The organism is Pseudoclavibacter sp. Marseille-Q434 (assembly GCF_050315415.1).
In the GTDB taxonomy this organism is placed as follows: Bacteria; Actinomycetota; Actinomycetes; order Actinomycetales; family Microbacteriaceae; genus Pseudoclavibacter.
Map to the genome: position 1 here is coordinate 671,162 of NZ_JBNPQH010000001.1, position 15,917 is coordinate 687,078.

At 68.3% G+C, this 15,917-nt stretch carries 17 protein-coding genes and 1 tRNA gene; 16 read left to right on the top strand and 2 right to left on the bottom strand.

Annotated features, from left to right (window positions below; genetic code table 11):
* Positions 1-37: 37 nt before the first annotated feature.
* Positions 38-847 (top strand): DNA repair protein RecO, encoded by an 810-nt coding sequence (gene recO, locus ACQFZP_RS03205; RefSeq protein ID WP_179556574.1) that lies wholly within the window; start codon positions 38-40, stop codon positions 845-847.
* Positions 844-1,665 carry an isoprenyl transferase gene (locus ACQFZP_RS03210; RefSeq protein ID WP_104312099.1) on the top strand — a complete coding sequence of 274 codons (822 nt, stop codon included), beginning with the start codon at positions 844-846 and terminating at the stop codon, positions 1,663-1,665. Before recO ends, ACQFZP_RS03210 begins: the two co-directional genes overlap by 4 nt.
* Here the strand turns inward: ACQFZP_RS03210 and ACQFZP_RS03215 are convergent.
* Positions 1,658-4,144: a hypothetical protein gene (locus tag ACQFZP_RS03215; RefSeq protein WP_211890290.1), complete on the bottom strand. Its 2,487-nt coding sequence runs from the start codon at positions 4,142-4,144 to the stop codon at positions 1,658-1,660. The two genes, ACQFZP_RS03210 and ACQFZP_RS03215, sit on opposite strands and share 8 nt — an antisense overlap.
* A gap of 238 nt (positions 4,145-4,382) precedes the next feature.
* Here ACQFZP_RS03215 and ACQFZP_RS03220 point away from each other — a divergent pair, with 238 nt between their 5' ends.
* The 8 genes from ACQFZP_RS03220 to ACQFZP_RS03255 all read left to right on the top strand — a co-directional run bounded on the left by ACQFZP_RS03220 (position 4,383) and on the right by ACQFZP_RS03255 (position 13,159).
* Positions 4,383-5,762 (top strand): glycine--tRNA ligase, encoded by a 1,380-nt coding sequence (locus ACQFZP_RS03220; RefSeq protein WP_179556577.1) that lies wholly within the window; start codon positions 4,383-4,385, stop codon positions 5,760-5,762.
* Positions 5,763-5,772: 10 nt separating this feature from the next.
* Complete coding sequence (locus ACQFZP_RS03225; RefSeq protein WP_211890291.1) at positions 5,773-6,378, top strand: DUF4352 domain-containing protein; 606 nt, start codon at positions 5,773-5,775, stop codon at positions 6,376-6,378.
* A 79-nt stretch (positions 6,379-6,457) separates the two neighbouring features.
* Positions 6,458-7,612 (top strand): tRNA dihydrouridine synthase DusB, encoded by a 1,155-nt coding sequence (gene dusB, locus ACQFZP_RS03230; protein ID WP_211890292.1) that lies wholly within the window; start codon positions 6,458-6,460, stop codon positions 7,610-7,612.
* 2 nt (positions 7,613-7,614) lie between these two features.
* Positions 7,615-8,913, top strand: coding sequence for a deoxyguanosinetriphosphate triphosphohydrolase (locus tag ACQFZP_RS03235; protein WP_258068163.1), 1,299 nt, complete (start codon positions 7,615-7,617; stop codon positions 8,911-8,913).
* Positions 8,904-10,886, top strand: coding sequence for a DNA primase (gene dnaG, locus ACQFZP_RS03240; RefSeq protein WP_211890293.1), 1,983 nt, complete (start codon positions 8,904-8,906; stop codon positions 10,884-10,886). Before ACQFZP_RS03235 ends, dnaG begins: the two co-directional genes overlap by 10 nt.
* Positions 10,887-10,969: 83 nt before the next feature.
* Entirely contained in the window at positions 10,970-11,974 is a 1,005-nt protein-coding gene (locus ACQFZP_RS03245) for an ATP-binding cassette domain-containing protein (protein ID WP_104253421.1), read from the top strand.
* 6 nt (positions 11,975-11,980) lie between these two features.
* Positions 11,981-12,988 carry an NAD(P)-dependent oxidoreductase gene (locus tag ACQFZP_RS03250; RefSeq protein WP_211890294.1) on the top strand — a complete coding sequence of 336 codons (1,008 nt, stop codon included), beginning with the start codon at positions 11,981-11,983 and terminating at the stop codon, positions 12,986-12,988.
* Positions 12,989-13,086: 98 nt separating this feature from the next.
* A tRNA-Asn gene (locus ACQFZP_RS03255) sits at positions 13,087-13,159 on the top strand.
* Here ACQFZP_RS03255 and ACQFZP_RS03260 read toward each other — a convergent pair.
* A complete protein-coding gene (locus ACQFZP_RS03260; protein WP_211890754.1) occupies positions 13,121-13,441 on the bottom strand; it encodes a helix-turn-helix domain-containing protein in 321 nt (106 codons plus the stop codon). The genes ACQFZP_RS03255 and ACQFZP_RS03260 overlap by 39 nt on opposite strands.
* 66 nt (positions 13,442-13,507) lie before the next feature.
* Here ACQFZP_RS03260 and ACQFZP_RS03265 point away from each other — a divergent pair, with 66 nt between their 5' ends.
* From ACQFZP_RS03265 to ACQFZP_RS03290, 6 genes are all read left to right on the top strand, one after another.
* The gene (locus ACQFZP_RS03265; protein WP_211890295.1) at positions 13,508-13,726 is read left to right on the top strand and encodes a helix-turn-helix domain-containing protein; all 219 of its coding nucleotides are present in this window, start codon (positions 13,508-13,510) and stop codon (positions 13,724-13,726) included.
* Between the two features lie 352 nt (positions 13,727-14,078).
* The gene (locus ACQFZP_RS03270; RefSeq protein WP_211890296.1) at positions 14,079-14,366 is read left to right on the top strand and encodes a hypothetical protein; all 288 of its coding nucleotides are present in this window, start codon (positions 14,079-14,081) and stop codon (positions 14,364-14,366) included.
* The gene (locus tag ACQFZP_RS03275) at positions 14,363-14,572 is read left to right on the top strand and encodes a hypothetical protein (RefSeq protein ID WP_211890297.1); all 210 of its coding nucleotides are present in this window, start codon (positions 14,363-14,365) and stop codon (positions 14,570-14,572) included. Before ACQFZP_RS03270 ends, ACQFZP_RS03275 begins: the two co-directional genes overlap by 4 nt.
* Positions 14,569-14,979, top strand: a complete 411-nt coding sequence (locus ACQFZP_RS03280) for a hypothetical protein (protein ID WP_211890298.1) — start codon at positions 14,569-14,571, stop codon at positions 14,977-14,979. Before ACQFZP_RS03275 ends, ACQFZP_RS03280 begins: the two co-directional genes overlap by 4 nt.
* Positions 14,976-15,323 (top strand): hypothetical protein, encoded by a 348-nt coding sequence (locus ACQFZP_RS03285; protein ID WP_211890299.1) that lies wholly within the window; start codon positions 14,976-14,978, stop codon positions 15,321-15,323. Before ACQFZP_RS03280 ends, ACQFZP_RS03285 begins: the two co-directional genes overlap by 4 nt.
* Entirely contained in the window at positions 15,316-15,627 is a 312-nt protein-coding gene (locus ACQFZP_RS03290) for a hypothetical protein (RefSeq protein ID WP_211890300.1), read from the top strand. The genes ACQFZP_RS03285 and ACQFZP_RS03290 overlap by 8 nt, the downstream gene beginning before the upstream one ends.
* Positions 15,628-15,917 lie beyond the last annotated feature (290 nt).

A 15,917-nucleotide genomic window follows, 5' to 3' on the forward strand; every position in this document is an offset into this window, starting at 1 on the left:
TCCGGCCTCTCGGCGAGAGGAGGTTCATACTGGATGGATGCCCACCTATCGCGACGAGGCGGTCGTCCTTCGCACCCAGCGTCTCGGCGAAGCCGACCGCATCGTGACGCTGCTCGGCAAGGAGCGGGGGAAGGTGCGCGCCGTCGCGCGCGGCGTGAGACGCACCTCCTCGAAGTTCGGGGCACGACTCGAGCCGTTCATGGTCGTGGATGTGCAGTGCTACGCGGGCCGCAATCTCGACACGGTCACGCAGGCGGTGACGTTGGCCGCGTACGGCCGCGACCTGGTCGACGACTACTCGCGCTACTCGGCGGCGTCGGTGATCGTCGAGGCTGCCGAGCGGATCGCCGAGGCTGAGCCTTCGCCGCAGCAGTACACGCTGGTCATCGGGGCTCTGCGTGCCCTGACCATGGGCGCGAGGGCGTCCCAGGACATTCTCGACTCGTACCTGCTGCGTGCACTCTCGCTGGCGGGCTGGGCCCCGGCGCTGGATGACTGCGCGCGATGTGGGGCCCCCGGGCCGCATGAGCGGTTCAGCGTGCAGCTCGGCGGTGTGGTGTGCGCGCGGTGCACGCCGGCCGGCGTCATGCGTGTGGATGCTGCGACCATCGACGCGCTCCGAGCCCTGCTGTCTGGCGACTGGGCGACGCTGGATACGCTCGATGCGCCGCCGAGGGCCCGCGCAAGCGGTATCGTCTCGGCGTACTCGCAGCAGTACCTCGAGAAGAAGCTCCGATCCATGCAGGTGCTCGAGCACGATCGACTGCTCGGCAGGCTGGAGCCGCCCAGCGCAGCAGCATCCGTTCGCGAAGAGGCCGTCGAGCCCAGCATTGAGGAGAAGGCATGAGCCGCAGCAAGCAACCGCGGGAGTTCAAGCCCGTCGACTGGACCGGCGTGTATCCGCCGCAGTTCGATGCGTCCGAGGTGCCGTCTCACGTCGCCGTCGTCATGGACGGCAACGGGAGATGGGCGAACCAGCGTGGTCTGCCGCGGATTGAGGGACATCGAGCCGGCGAGGCCGCGCTGCTCGACGTCGTGGCCGGGGCCCTGCAGGTCGGTGTGAAGCACCTAAGCGCCTATGCCTTCTCGACGGAGAACTGGAAGCGCTCGCCGGAGGAGGTGCGCTTCCTCATGGGGTTCAACCGCGACGTCCTGCACCGCCAGCGCGATCAGCTCAACGAGTGGGGTGTGCGCATCCGTTGGGCGGGTCGTGAGCCGCGGCTGTGGAAGTCGGTCATCAAGGACCTCCAGCTTGCTGAGCGCTTGACGAAGGACAACACGCGGATGACGCTCACGATGTGCGTCAACTACGGCGGTCGCCTCGAGATCGCGGACGCTGTCAGGAGCATCGCGGAGGAGGTTCGCGCGGGCCGGCTGCGCCCGGAGCGCGTCACCGAGCAGACGATCGCCAAGCACCTCTACGACCCGGAGATGCCTGATGTCGACCTGTTCGTCCGCTCGAGTGGCGAGCAGCGCACCAGCAACTTCCTTCTCTGGCAGGCGGCCTACGCGGAGATGTGCTTCCTGGACACGCTGTGGCCGGACTTCTCGAGGACGGACCTCTGGGAAGCCATCGAGCGATATGCCGGTCGGGATCGGCGTTTCGGGGGAGCGGTCGACGCGCCGACGGCGCCGACAGGCTCGCCCCCGAGCGCCCTCAGCTGAACTCGATCGTGACAGTGCCTCCGACGACTGTGAAGGTCCCCGTCGTCCGGATGGGACTGGAGCCCGTGCTCGTCCGACCGCTGCTTCCGGTGTACGAGAAGCTCGCGAGGCCATCCTCGACCTCGAATCGGTCTGACGTCGTGCTCACTGACACGTCCGGGTAGCTGGTGACCTGCCAGCTCAGGGGCGTGTCCGCGCCGTAGACGTAGGTGTCGAACGGGCAGCCGTCGGGCGCCGCGTCGGTTGACAGCACGCACTCGTCGATCATGGCTGTGACGGCGGCGTCCACCGCTTCGGTGAGGGCGTCGGTGGGGGTGTAGACCAGGTTGCGATCAGGCACGTGCTCGGCTTCGACTGGGCCGACCCGGACGGGCTCGCTGGCAACCGAGTAGAACGTCGACTCGGTCCCGCTCACCGGGTAGATGGCCGGGTACGCGCTGAACGGAACCCAGCTCACCGGCTGGCTGCCCTCCCAGGTCAGCGTCTCAACTGGTCCGGGTGCTGCCGCCACAGCGCCGATGGTGAAGTCCATGGCGTGGCTGGTGCCGGCGACGGACTCGAAGACGAGTGGGGTGACGACCCGCCAGGTCTCGAGGACGAGGAACTCGTTCTCGATCCGCTCTACGGCGAGCACGGTGCTCTCCGTCGTGCCGCCGAGCCGGTAGGTGACCTGCACGTTCCGCGTCTCTCGGCCGGATCCGTGCGACTCCTGGGCGGGTTCCTCGAACCAGCTCGTGGTCGGGGCCGCCGGGCTCAGCTCCGTCTCGACCACGTCCAGGACGGTGATCCGCTCGGTGGCGGATGCGAGCATCGCATCGCTCACGTAGTCGCGTTGCGACGTCTCTACGTTGGGGTCGACCAGCTCGCCGGCGTGCGTCGCGTCGCCCGCGGCGATCGCTTCCACGTACTCGCGGACCTTCGCGACCGCACCGCGCTGCGTGTTGACCGACGTGATCGCGATCGCGGAAGCCGTGACGACCAGCACTGCGACCGTGGTGCAGACGCCGACGATGCGAAGTCGGCGCTTGGTCCTCGCGGTCATGGGCTGAGGCTGGGGTCCTCCGGATTCGTGCCGAGGCTCTGGGAGCGAGGACGCCTGGTGGGGCGACGCCGACGCCGACGCCGACGCCGACGCCGACACCGACGGCAGCGAGACGGGCGCGGTGCCTGCCCACTCCACGCTGGCTGGCGATCCCGAGCCCCCGAGTTGCGTCCGGATCCGGATCGCGACGGCGTGGGCCCTCGGTGTGAGGGCCCTGGCGCGGTCTGGGAGCGCCCACGCGCCGAGCTCGACGCCCAGGGCCCAGACGGCGAAGAGCGCAGGGGTCCAGAATGCGGGCCGAGCGGCGAGCTCGAGTTCCCCGAGCGTGAAGCCGAGCACCGTCGCCGAACCGGAGAGTGTCACGGGGAGGAAGACCAGCGAGCCCACCATCCACAGGACGAAGACCGCGGCGGGGAGGCGCCAGATCTTCGAGAGGTCCGGGGTGCGCGTTCGGGAGCGTCCGACACCGATGACGAGCGCCGAACCGAGCGAGGCCAGGACGACGGGAAGGACCGAGATCCAGGCGAACGGGAGTTCCGGTGACAGGACGGAGATGCCCTGGAGGGCGGTGTACGGTGCCGTCACCGTGACGGCTCCGAGGTGCGCGAGGATGAGCGCCCAGAAGCCCGCGTGCGGGGCACCGGCGAGCAGCATGGGAAGCAGTGCGATCTGAGCGCCGGTCTGCACGAAGACGACCACGAGGGTGACGGTGCCCAGCACCGCGCCGGTGAGTGAGAGCGCTCCTGCGTAGACGCCGAGGTCGGTGGCGAGGCTCGCGAGCTCGTGCGCCAGCGGCCCTCGTGGTCTCCTGGCCGGCCCGACTTCGAGTCGCTTGCGGGTTGCGAGGGACCTGCCGAGCCAGCCGCTCGCGAACACGGTCGCGAACGAGAACGGCGCGAGCGCGGGTCCGAGAGCCGAGACGGTGGCGACCGCGCCTGGCGCATCGAAGCGGACGCCCGGCACGGCGACGAGAAGCATGAGCACGGCGAAAGCGGCCCCAGCGGCCGCGGCGGCTCCCGCGCGCATTCCGCCGCTGCGCTGCGGGTGACGACGTTCGAGCAGATACGCGCCGAGAAGGCTTGCGAGGACCACACAGGCCAGCGAGGCGAGCGGCCACACGCCCAGGGTGAACCCCTCGTCGCCCGTGCTGACGAAACCGCCGATGGTCTCGAACCCCGCCTCGAGACGCCCGCTGAACGGCAGCGAGGTCAGCAGGAGGAACATTCGCCAGAGCTGATCGGCGAACTGCATGCCGGAGCTGCCGGGGCCGGATGTGCCGGACCCCGCGTTCAGGGCCTCGCTCAGGAAGAGGGCCGTCGCACCGCAGAGTGCGGCGCCGGCGAAGGCCGCGGCGCCTGCGGTGATGCCGGCGTGCGCGGCCGCTGAGGTGAGGAATTGCTTGTCGCCGGCGATTCTGCGCGCTGATTGGAGGGTCACTGGTGTCCTTCGGATGACAGACGCCCTGGGAGACCGCGTCATTCGAGTGTTCAGGTGGTCCGCGACATGGTTGCAGGAGTGAGGAGCGCACCGGTGGTTCACGCTGGCATCTGTGGATAACTTCCACGCCATCGCGTCGACTGGGCCCGCCGCGAGTTCGGCGGCTGACTAGACTGGCGACTTGCGGCGAGCACGACCCTGGGCTCGCCTTCGACACCCTCAGCAGGAGTTTTTCTCAATGGCGCAATCCACGCTCGATAAGGTCATCGCCCTCGCGAAGCGACGCGGCTTCGTCTTCCAGGCCGGCGAGATCTACGGAGGCACGCGCGCCTCGTGGGACTACGGCCCCCTCGGCGTCGAGCTCAAGGAGAACATCAAGAAGCAGTGGTGGCAGACGTTCGTCCGCGGGCGCGCCGACATGGTGGGTCTCGACTCCTCGATCATCCTCCCCAAGGCCGTCTGGGAGGCCTCCGGCCACGTCGCCACGTTCACGGACCCGCTGGTCGAGTGCCTCAGCTGCCACAAGCGCCACCGCCAGGACCACCTCGTCGAGGCGTTCGAGGCGAAGAAGAAGCGCGCGCCAGAAGGCATGTCGGAGATCGTCTGCCCTGACTGCGGCACCAAGGGCCAGTGGACGGAGCCGCAGCTGTTCTCCGGACTCGTCAAGACCTACCTCGGTCCGGTCGACAACGAGGCTGGCCTCCACTACATGCGCCCTGAGACCGCGCAGGGCATCTTCGTGAACTTCAACAACGTGCTCACGACGTCGCGCAAGAAGCCGCCGTTCGGCATCGGCCAGGTCGGCAAGGCGTTCCGCAACGAGATCACGCCAGGCAACTTCATCTTCCGCACGCGTGAGTTCGAGCAGATGGAGATCGAGTTCTTCGTGCACCCCGACGAGGCGCAGAAGTGGTTCGAGGACTGGGTGGAGGCCTGCTGGAACTGGTTCACGGACCTCGGTCTGAACCCGGACAACATGCGCCGTTTCGACGTTCCCAAGGAGGAGCGCGCGCACTACTCCGCCGGCACGATCGACTTCGAGTACCAGTTCGGGTTCAAGGGCACCGGATGGGGCGAGCTGATGGGTGTCGCGAACCGCACCGACTACGACCTCACGTCGCATTCGACGGCGTCCGGCACGGGCCTCAACTACTTCGACCAGGCAACCGGCGAGCGCTACACGCCGTTCGTGATCGAGCCGAGCTTCGGCCTGACGCGGTCGATGATGGCGTTCCTCGTCGACTCCTATGTCGAGGAGGAGGCGCCGAACGCCAAGGGCGGCGTCGACATCCGTACCGTGCTGCGCCTCGACCCGCGCCTCGCGCCCATCAAGGTGGCTGTGCTGCCGCTGAGCCGCGACGAGCGCCTCAGCCCGGTGGCCCGTGAGCTCGGCGACAAGCTCCGCAAGCACTGGAGCATCGATGTGGATGACGCGGGCCAGATCGGTCGCCGCTACCGCCGCCAGGACGAGATCGGCACGCCGTTCTGCGTCACCGTCGACTTCGACACCCTCGAGGACAACGCCGTGACGGTTCGCGAGCGCGACTCGATGGCCCAGGAGCGCGTCGCCCTCGACCAGCTCGAGGCCTATCTCGCGGCTCGTCTCCTCGGGGCCTGACCCAGTCGGCGTGAGCCCGAGCAAGACCGACGGTGCCGAGCGCCCGCCTGCGACTTCGCGGGCGGGCCGCTCGTGGCGCGTCACCCTGCTGGCGCTCGCCTCGCTGCTCGTCGTCCTCGCTGTGGTCGGCTACGTCCACGTGTCGAGCCGAGCGACCGACCGTGGCGAGGCAGCGCTGACGGCGGGCGAGGCGACGCCTGCCTGGCGCGGCGAGGGGTCCGAGCTCACGAGCCGCGGTTCGGTCGAGGTCGATGGCGTGCGGTTGACGGCCAGTGAGATCCAGTGCGGTCTGCCGAGGCACGACTGGCAGGGCGGCAGCGCGCGGGCATCCGGTCAGTTCTGCGTCGTCGACATCGAGCTCCGCAACGACGGTGACGCGGCGCTGGTGATCGCCCCCGGTGTCTTCGAGATCATCGACGGGGAGGGATCGCGGGCTGTCGCCGACGAGCGCGTCACCGCATACGGCACCGACCTCCCGCCGGGTCCGCCAAGTGCTCGTGAGCTCCCGCTCGGGGCAGGTACGCGCATCCATCTGGTGTTCGACGTTCCCGCCGATGCCTCCGGACCGATGGGGCTGCGCTTCACGCCCTCCGAGCAGCTGTCGATCACCGTCTGACCTGGCCTGGGGTCGCACGTCGTCGCGTTGAGGCAGCGCGCGTGCGAAAGTCGACGCGACCTGCGAGAATTGATCGGTTATGACCTTGACTGCACTCGACTCGAAGCCGCTGCGCATCGGACCCCTGGTTCTCGACGTTCCGGTGGTACTGGCGCCTATGGCTGGCATCACGAACTCCGCCTTCCGACGCCTGTGCCGTGAGTACGGCGCCGGCCTCTATGTCTCCGAGATGATCACGTCCCGTGCGCTCGTCGAGCGCACGCCCGTGACCATGCGGCTCATCGAGCATCACGAGTCGGAAGACACCAGGAGCATCCAGCTCTACGGCGTCGACCCCAAGACGGTGCGCGAGGCCGTCACGATGCTCGTCGCGGAGGACCGCGCGGACCACATCGACCTCAACTTCGGGTGCCCGGTGCCGAAGGTCACCAAGCGTGGCGGCGGGGCCGCGCTTCCCTGGAAGACGTCCCTGTTCCGCTCCATCGTGGAGGGCGCCGCCGAGGCCGCGGGCGACATCCCCCTGACCATCAAGATGCGCAAGGGCATCGACGATGAGCACCTCACGTATCTCGAGGCCGGTCGCATCGCCGAGGGCGCCGGCGTCGCCGCCGTCGCGCTTCACGGGCGAACCGCCTCGCAGTTCTACTCCGGTCAGGCCGACTGGGACGCCATCGGGAAGCTCAAGGAGACCGTCACGAGCGTCCCGGTCCTCGGGAACGGCGACATCTGGGCGGGCGAGGATGCGCTGCGCATGATGGAGCAGACCGGATGCGACGGGGTCGTGGTCGGCCGCGGCTGCCTCGGCAGGCCGTGGCTGTTCGGCGACCTCGCGGCTGCCTTCCGGGGCGAGACGACCCGCATCCAGCCGACCCTCGGGGGCGTCGGGGACGCCATCCGTCGGCACACCGAGCTGCTCGCGGAGTTCCACCAGGAGGAAGCAAGGGCGTGCCGGGAGATGCGCAAGCACATGGCGTGGTACCTGAAGGGCTACCCGGTGGGTTCCGACATCCGCTCCGGGTTGGCTCTCATGTCGACGCTCGAGGAGCTCGACGGGCTTCTCACCCACCTGGACCGCGACCAGCCGTACCCGGGTCGAGACGCGGAAGGACCGCGGGGGCGAGCGGGAACGCCGAAGCGCCCGTCGCTGCCAGACCGCTGGCTCGAGTCGCGAGAGCTGAACGACGACCAGAAGGCGAACATCTCCGCGGCCGAGCTCTCGCACTCGGGAGGCTGAGGGTGTCGCTTCCTCCAGAGCCGATCGACCGCAGCCCGTACGGCGACCACGACCGGGAGCGGTTCCTGCCCGAGCATCACGAGAACCGTCGGCGGTCGACGTTCGCCCGCGACCGGGCGCGCCTCGTCCACTCGAGCGCGCTGCGTCGGCTGGCCGCGAAGACCCAGGTGCTGTCGCCGACCGCTGGCATCGATGCCGCCCGGAACCGGCTGACCCACTCGCTCGAGGTCGCGCAGGTGGGGCGGGAGATCGCCGGCACGCTCGAGCTCGACCCGGACATCGTCGACACCGCCTGTCTCGCCCACGACCTGGGGCATCCGCCGTTCGGTCACAACGGGGAGAAGGCGCTCAACGAGTGGGCGCGGGACATCGGCGGCTTCGAGGGCAATGCGCAGACGCTGCGCATCGTCGCGCGGCTCGAGCCCAAGGTGTTCGGCCCAGACGGGCAGCACTACGGGTTGAACCTGACGCGCGCGAGCCTCGACGCCAGCTGCAAGTACCCGTGGACGCGCGAGGTCGGCGCGGCACGCGGCACCGGCAAGTTCGGCGTGTACGCGGATGACCGTGCGGTCTTCGACTGGGTGAGGCAAGGCGCTCCGGAGTCGCAGACGAGCATCGAGGCGCAGGTCATGGATCTGAGCGACGACATCGCGTACTCGGTCCACGACCTCGAGGATGCGATCGTCGAGTCGTTCGTGTCGCTCCCGGAGCTCGATGACCCCGCGAACAGGCCGGCGATCCTCTTCGCCGCCTCCGACTGGTCCGGATCGAAGTTCACGGAAGAGGAGCTCGACGAGGCGTTCGTGCGGCTGCAGCTGCAGCCGTACTGGATGCGCGAGTACGACGCCTCGAGGCAGGCCCAGGCGGGTCTCAAGAACCTGACATCGCAGCTCATCGGACGGTTCGCGAAGGCTGCGACGGCGGCGACGTGGGCGGCGCAGCCGGGGGAGTCGCTCATCCGGTATCGCGCCTCGCTGGTCGTGCCGCGCGAGATCCGCGCTGAGATCGCGCTGCTGAAGGGCATCGTCGCGGGCTTCGTCATGTCGCTGGATGCGCGTCGCCCCATCTACGAGCATCAGCGGAAGATCCTGGTGGAGCTCGCCGAGATGTTCTGGCAGACCGGGGACCAGCATCTCGATGCGGCCTTCGCGGCCGATTTTCGGGCCGCGGACGACGACACGGCGCGCAAGCGGGTCGTCGTCGACCAGGTCGCCAACCTGACCGACAAGGGCGCTCTCGTCTGGCACGACCGGCTCGCTGCGGCGTCGGAGGTGCCGTCTAGGGTGGCTTCATGGCACTGATCCGCAAGAGCGATATCGAGGAGGTTCGCTCTCGCACGGACATCTCCGAGATCGTGGGTGACCACGTCACGCTCAAGAACGCGGGTATCGGTTCCAAGAAGGGGCTCTGCCCGTTCCACGACGAGCGCACGCCGAGCTTCCACGTCCGCCCGCAGCTGGGCTACTACCACTGCTTCGGCTGCGGCGAATCGGGCGACGTCTTCACGTTCCTGCAGAAGATCGACCACGTCACGTTCTCGGAGGCCGTGGAACGCCTGGCCGGCCGGCTCGGCTACGCGCTGACCTACGAGGACGGCGGGCACGCCCCGGACCATTCGAAGCGGCTCCGTCTCCTCCAGGCGCACACTGCGGCTGAGACCTACTACCGCGAGCAGCTGCAGGCTCCGGGTGCCGAGGCGGCCCGGGAGTTCCTCGGGGGTCGCGGGTTCGACCCGAACGCGGCGGCGATGTTCGGTGTCGGGTACGCCCCGCAAGGCTGGGACTCGCTGTCGAAGCACCTGACGGGGCTCGGTTTCACGCTGCCGGAGCTCAAGGAGTCGGGCCTGCTCTCGACCAACGAGCGCGGGTCCAGCTACGACCGCTTCCGCGGGCGCGTTATGTGGCCCATCCGGGACACTTCGGGACAGACCGTCGGGTTCGGCGCGCGCAAGCTCTACGACGACGACAAGGGGCCGAAGTACCTCAATACGCCTGAGTCGCCGATCTACCACAAGGCCCAGGTGCTGTACGGGCTCGATGTCGCGAAGCGCGAGATCGCGAAGCAGCACAAGGTCGTCGTCGTCGAGGGATACACGGACGTCATGGCCGCGCACCTCGCGGGGGTGCCGACTGCGGTCGCGACCTGCGGGACGTCCTTCGGTGTCGATCACATCAAGGTGCTGCGCCGGATCATGGATGATGAGTCGGCCGGTGGACAGGTGATCTTCACGTTCGACCCGGATGAGGCGGGCAAGAAGGCTGCGATGCGTGCGTTCGCTGAGGAGCAGCGCTTCGTGGCTCAGACGTTCGTCGCGGTGGCGCGCGACGGTCTCGACCCCTGCGACCTGCGTCTCGCGCGTGGTGACGCCGCTGTGCGGGATCTCGTCGACCATCCGACGCCGATGTACGAGTTCGTCATCGCCCAGCAGCTGCTCGGCCACGACCTCGACACGGTTGAGGGGCGAGTCGCTGCGTTGCGTCAGGCCGCGCCGGTTGTGGCGGGAATCCGCGACCCAGCGATGCGCCCCGGGTACTCACGACGACTTGCGAAGATGCTCGGCATCGATCTGGTGCAGGTCGAACAGGCCGTGCGGGCGGCGCGGGGGGCGAGCAAGAACACGCCCAGGCGACAGGCGGAGACCCGTGCGCCGGTTCGAGCGGCCGACCAGCGGTCCCGGGTGCCGGCGCAGCGTGGGCCAGCCCCCGGCCAGTTCGAGGAGGAGCCGCCATTCCCGGATGGGGAGGGCTATGACTTTCCGCCGGACGCCAGCGACTTCGGCGGCGGTGCGGTGCGCGCGGTTCGGATGAGCGATCTGCCGAATGACCCGGTGACGCGTCTGGAGCGGGACACGCTCATGGCGGTGCTGCAGCACCCCAGGCGTCTGTCGGATGAGCGGTTCCAGCAGGTCATGGCGGCTGGTTTCACCAACGCGTCGCTCTCGACGGTGCGCGACGGGATCGTCGCGACGCGCGACTCTCTGGGGTCGATGGAGTGGATCACCCGCATCGGCGAGGAGGTGCCGCAGGCGTTCACGACCCTCGTCACCGAGTTGGCGATGGCCTCGATCCCGGCGGGAAACAAGGACGAGCAGATCGACCTCTACGTTCGCTCGCTGAGCGCGTCTCTGGTCGAGCGTGACCTGCTGCGCAGGAAGGCTGAGCTGCTCGGAGCGCTGCAGCGGACAGATGGCAGGACGGAGCCGGACCGGTTCCGGGCCCTGAACGAGCAGCTTGTGTCCATCGAGAATCAGAAGCGCGAGCTGCGCGAGGGCTAGGCTCGCACGGTGAGCCCGGAGCGGCGGAGGACGCGCTTCGCCAGCGTTCCGGTGGGCTCGGAGAACAAAAGGGGAGACCAGGCATGGCAACCAGTGCAGATCATCAGCGGGCCGTCGTCGCCGACGACCTGTCGATCTCCTACATCGAGCACGGGTCGAATCGGAAGCACGAGGCGGTCAGCGGCATCTCGTTCGAGCTCGAGCCTGGCGAGATCCTCGGCGTCGTCGGCACGGCGGGGTCAGGCAAGTCGGCGTTGGGTCGCATCCTCTCCGGCCGCCGCAGGCCGGGCAAGGGGGAGTGGCCGTTCATCACGGGCGGCACGCTCGAGGTGGTCGGCATGGACCTGCGCCACCCGTCGCGGCTCGACCGCCGCCGCATCGACCTCGACATCGGCTACCTGGCCCAGGACTCCGGCGACCAGCTCCGGAACGACCTGACGGTCGCCGAGAACATCGCCGAGCCGATCCTGTCCCGCGACAGGACGTTCGATCGGAAGCGTCTCGGGCGCGCGGCGGCGATGCTGATCGACGCCGTCGATCTCGAGCTGGGCATGCTGGGCAAGTTCCCGTTCGAGCTGTCGCGTGGTCAGCGGCAGCGTGTGGCGTTCGCGCAGGCGCTCATCGTGGAGCCGAGCGTGCTGGTGGTCGACGAGCCGGCGCAGGGAGTCGACATCATCGCGAGGCCGGCGCTGTTCAGCCTGCTGGAGCGCATCAACGTCGCTCGCAACTGCACGATGATCCTCCTGAGCCATGACCTGCGCGCGATCGAGCGGCTCACGAAGAACGTGCTTGTCCTCGATCGCGGCTTCGTGCTGGCTCGCGGCACGATCGACGAGGTTCTCACCGACCCGCATCACGCGTACTTGAAGCGGATGCGCGAGGCGCGGGAGTACGCGCTCACGCCTCTGCCTGGCCTCGTCGAACGCGAGACGCTCGCCGCCATGGATCTGGTCGCGGACGGTCTGTTCGGCGATCCAGACCCCGAGCAGCTGGGCGCGGATGCTGAGCGTTCCGCCCGCGAGCAGCTCGTCTCCCAGCGCGCTGAGTTCGCGCGCTTCCACACCGACGACGCCGACGAGAAGGAGTAGCAGCGGATGAGCGCAGGCAGCGGGCAGGTTCAGCACCAAGCGAGACTGGCGGAGGAGTCGACGCTGCTGGAAGGCGATGCGAGACCGGAGTCCGGCGCCATCACTCTGCTTCCTGTGAGCCACGCCGAGCCGTTCAGGGAGGCCGTCGTCGCCGGCGACGGGCGGCTTGTCGACCTCGGGCCCGAGACGCGGGGGATCGTCTACCTGTCGGCATCCAAGGTCCAGGGGCTCATCGACGCGCTCGAGGCCAACCCGCAGGTGACCTGGGTGCAGTTGCCCTTCGCTGGCATCGACAACTTCGCTGCCAAGCTGAAGCCGTATGCGGAGCGTGGTGTGCTCTTCACCTCCGCGAAGGGCGCGTACGCCGAGCCCGTCGCCGAGCACGCGCTGGCGCTGACGCTGGCGTTGCTGCGCGAGTTCCCGCGGCGGCTCGCTGCTCGCACGTGGGAGAAGAAGACGGGAACCTCGCTCTACGGCAAGCACGTGGTGATCGTCGGCGCGGGCGGCATCGCGCTCGAGCTCCTCGACCTGCTGAAGCCCTTCCGCGTGACGACGACGATCGTCCGAGCTCGCAACCTGCCGGTCGAGAGTGCGACGCGGACGGTCACGGCGGATCGCTTCGACGAGGTCCTGCCACAGGCCGACGCGGTCATCCTCGCCGCGGCGGCCACAGACGGGACGCGGGGGCTCATCAACGAAGCGCGCCTCCGAGTCATGAAGGAATCGGCGGTGCTCGTCAACATCGCGCGGGGGCCGCTCGTCGACCTGGCCGCTCTGCAGGTGGCACTCGAGGAGTCGTGGATCGCGGGGGCCGGGATCGACGTGACGTCGCCGGAACCGCTGCCTGACGGCCACCCGCTGTGGACCGCGCCGCGCCTCATCATCACGCCGCACTCGGCAGACACCCCCGATATGGTCCGGCCGCTGCTGCAGGAGCGTGTGCGTCAGAACGTCGACGCCTTCGTGTCGACGGGGCGTTTCGTGGGCGTCGCTGACCCCGTGCGAGGCTACTGAGTCCCGCCCCGACGCGGGGTCGGAGAGACTCCCGCGACACGCCAGCCGCTCGATTTCGCATTCGGTCGAAGGTGTTGCTATTCTCTTCGAGTTGCCAATCCCTGATAGCTCAATTGGCAGAGCAGCCGGCTGTTAACCGGCAGGTTGATGGTTCGAGTCCATCTCAGGGAGCTCTTCGAAAAGCCGTGCCACCTTCACACTCAGAAGGTGGGCGGCTTTTTCCATGTCGTCCGGGGACCAGTCGGTCGTTCCGTTGATGCGTCGGCTCATGGAGCCCTGCGTGACCCCGAGGGCCACGGCGAGCTGCTTCTGAGTGATACGGCGCATCCGCATGATGATGCTGACGTTCATTCCTACGCGCTTGTTGACGGGCTTTGCGCCGTCGTCAATAGGTTGCGGTTCCGGGAAGATGCTTGCCACGTTCGTCATGTGTGCCACCGTATGCCAAACCATGCCGCCTGCGCAAGCGTATGCAATTTATGGCACTACTTGGCGTAGATCCGTGCTAGCGTCCCGACCATGCAAAAAACGCAAGAGGTTCTCGCGGATGAATACCTCACCGCCGCCGAAGCGATGGATGCTCTGAACATCAGTCGCCGCACCCTCGACCGCTACGTCGAGGACGGACGCCTCGAGGCGTCCAAGCTCCCGACCGGGCATCGCCGCTTCAAGCGAGTCGACGTCGCTGCGCTGCTGACGCCGGCCGACGTCGCCCAGCCCGCTAGCGCGCAGGTCTAGCTCACAAAGAAGTGAGCCCCCGCGGCTGGTACTCGCGAGGGCTCTGAACGAAAGGCAACCCAATGTCCTTCTCGAAGAAGAATAGCCGAGGCTCTGCCCGTTTGGCGGTTCTCGGCAACATCGCAGGAGGCGCTCTCGCGCTCGCGGTGTTAATCCCGTTCGTGTGGGTGCTCGATGCGATGCGTCGCGATGCTCCCGCCGGACCGAGTGTCAGGCGCTCGCCGCTGGTCGAGCCGCGCCCGTCGTGCTCCGCCCACCCATCGGGGACGGCCATCGCGTGCCGCCCGTGCGGCATTGCCAGGGTGCAGAACATCGCTTGGCGCGAGGCGCACTCGATGGAGGCGATGGCCCGATGAGCTACGTCGACTCCCCAGCGCACGGCGCCGTGCAGCTCGTATTCATCCTCGCGATCCTCGTCCTCGCCCTGCACGTCCGCCAGACGCTGCGCACGCGCGCTGCTCTGCGGGTCGCACTCGCTGAGAGTGGCCCCCTGCACACGACGCCACTGGGCGAGCCCGCCCAGTTTCGGCCCGGGGTGTGGGTGGTCCGCCTCTCCTCGTCGGAGGCCGTCTTCGGGCGCTCTCGCGATGAGGTCATGGAGCGAGCATTTCAGCCTCGGCAGATCGGACTGACGGCATGAGCAAGTCAGCTGAGCAGCGCGTGGCCACGGACCAGGTGGCGGTGTTCTTCACGCGTGACGAGATCCAAGCGCTGGCGAAGCAGGCCCGGCCGAAAAACGGGTTCCCCTCCGCGGAGGAGCTCGCGCTCCAGCAGGATGCGTGGAAGCGGATCCTCAAGGCAGAGTCGGTCGACCGCAACGCGCAGGCGAAGGCGGCGGGCAAGTGATCGCGCCGACGGACGAGGTGCGCACGGAGGTCTACTTCCGCGATGGCAACCAGTGTGCTGCGTGCGGTCGCCGGACCCTGCTGACGTTCCAGCATCGCGCGGCCGTTGGCTCGGGTGGGTCGAAGATCCACCCGACCTGCGAAGAGGGACTGACGCTCTGCAACGACTGCAACGGCCGCGCCGAACGCGACCGGCAGTCGGTCTCGCTCGCCCGTGGGTGGAAGGTCCGCCGTTGGGTGCAGGAGCAGGGCAAATGCAATGCCGTGCCGGTCTTCTACGAGCCGCTCGGCGCGTGGTTCCGCCTCGACGGGGTGGAGCGCATCCGGATCACGGATGCCACGGCGATCGCCATGATGCACGCCGTCTACGGCCGCGCTGAGTACGAGAGGTGGGAGCTCGCCGCATGAGCGACCAGAAGACTGATCACGAGGTCGCGGCCGACGCGCTGGAGCTTGCCGCTTGGCACCTCGGCGACACCGAGCTCGACACGGTGTGGGAAGCGATCGCCTGGCTGAACGGACAGGCGAGCGCGGTCCGTGCAACGGGTGCGTTCGCGGAGGATGGCGTGGAGGCACTGCCGGCGTCGGCCGAGCAGATCGAACGCGCGGCTCGCGCCATGTACGACGAGAATCGCTCCACGTACCTGAATCGCGACCAGCACGACGCCGAGTGGACGGGCCCCGTGCGTGATGCGTACGTGCGTCTGGCGATCGCTGGCCTTGCCGCGGTGGGTCGGGTGCAGCATGTCTGACCTGGTTCCGCAGGACGCGATCGAGATCATCGTGGGCGCCGAGCGCCACGAGGCGCTGCACATCGCTCGCATGGTGTCGGGTGAAGAGGTCATCTACGTCCTTCACTCGCGTTCGTGCCTGGTGACGCGCGAGGAGTTGAAGATCGATCTTCGCGAGTGCCCGTACGCGAAGACCACGGACAAGGGGCTGAAGCTTGAGGACTGGAAGGACTGCTCCGACCGGGCTGTCGTGGTCCGCATCGTCAATCAGCGTCTGAAGCCGGCTCCTGAGCTGAGCACGGAGATCAAGGCGGTGCTCGGATGAGCGCGCCGGATCTCCGCACGACGTACGTGGCGTGGTGGCCGGAGTCGGGCGTGCTGAAGGTGGGCCGTGCGGTGCCGAGCGGCTCGCGTATCCGTGAGCTCGTGGAGCACGGCGCCCGCATCCTCTTCGCGTTCCGCCGTACGCCGGCGTCGTGGGAGGTGTCGGCGCTCGCCGAGCTGCGGCGCGTCTTCGAGCCGGCGTTCCGCGACAACCTCGACGCGTGGGAGCACATGCCTCGCGGTCATGGCTGGTCGGAGTGCGTTCGCGTCTCCGCTCGGCAGATTGACCGC

Excerpts from the sequence above, each read along its gene's own strand:
- ACQFZP_RS03220 (WP_179556577.1), top strand. The coding sequence starts at position 4,383 with ATGGCGCAATCCACGCTCGATAAGGTCATCGCCCTCGCGAAGCGACGC.
- ACQFZP_RS03285 (WP_211890299.1), top strand. The coding sequence starts at position 14,976 with ATGAGCGACCAGAAGACTGATCACGAGGTCGCGGCCGACGCGCTGGAG.
- ACQFZP_RS03275 (WP_211890297.1), top strand. The coding sequence starts at position 14,363 with ATGAGCAAGTCAGCTGAGCAGCGCGTGGCCACGGACCAGGTGGCGGTG.
- dnaG (WP_211890293.1), top strand. The coding sequence starts at position 8,904 with ATGGCACTGATCCGCAAGAGCGATATCGAGGAGGTTCGCTCTCGCACG.
- ACQFZP_RS03265 (WP_211890295.1), top strand. The coding sequence starts at position 13,508 with ATGCAAAAAACGCAAGAGGTTCTCGCGGATGAATACCTCACCGCCGCC.
- ACQFZP_RS03210 (WP_104312099.1), top strand. The coding sequence starts at position 844 with ATGAGCCGCAGCAAGCAACCGCGGGAGTTCAAGCCCGTCGACTGGACC.
- ACQFZP_RS03260 (WP_211890754.1), bottom strand. The coding sequence starts at position 13,441 with ATGGTTTGGCATACGGTGGCACACATGACGAACGTGGCAAGCATCTTC.
- dusB (WP_211890292.1), top strand. The coding sequence starts at position 6,458 with ATGACCTTGACTGCACTCGACTCGAAGCCGCTGCGCATCGGACCCCTG.
- recO (WP_179556574.1), top strand. The coding sequence starts at position 38 with ATGCCCACCTATCGCGACGAGGCGGTCGTCCTTCGCACCCAGCGTCTC.
- ACQFZP_RS03250 (WP_211890294.1), top strand. The coding sequence starts at position 11,981 with ATGAGCGCAGGCAGCGGGCAGGTTCAGCACCAAGCGAGACTGGCGGAG.
- ACQFZP_RS03290 (WP_211890300.1), top strand. The coding sequence starts at position 15,316 with ATGTCTGACCTGGTTCCGCAGGACGCGATCGAGATCATCGTGGGCGCC.
- ACQFZP_RS03245 (WP_104253421.1), top strand. The coding sequence starts at position 10,970 with ATGGCAACCAGTGCAGATCATCAGCGGGCCGTCGTCGCCGACGACCTG.
- ACQFZP_RS03270 (WP_211890296.1), top strand. The coding sequence starts at position 14,079 with ATGAGCTACGTCGACTCCCCAGCGCACGGCGCCGTGCAGCTCGTATTC.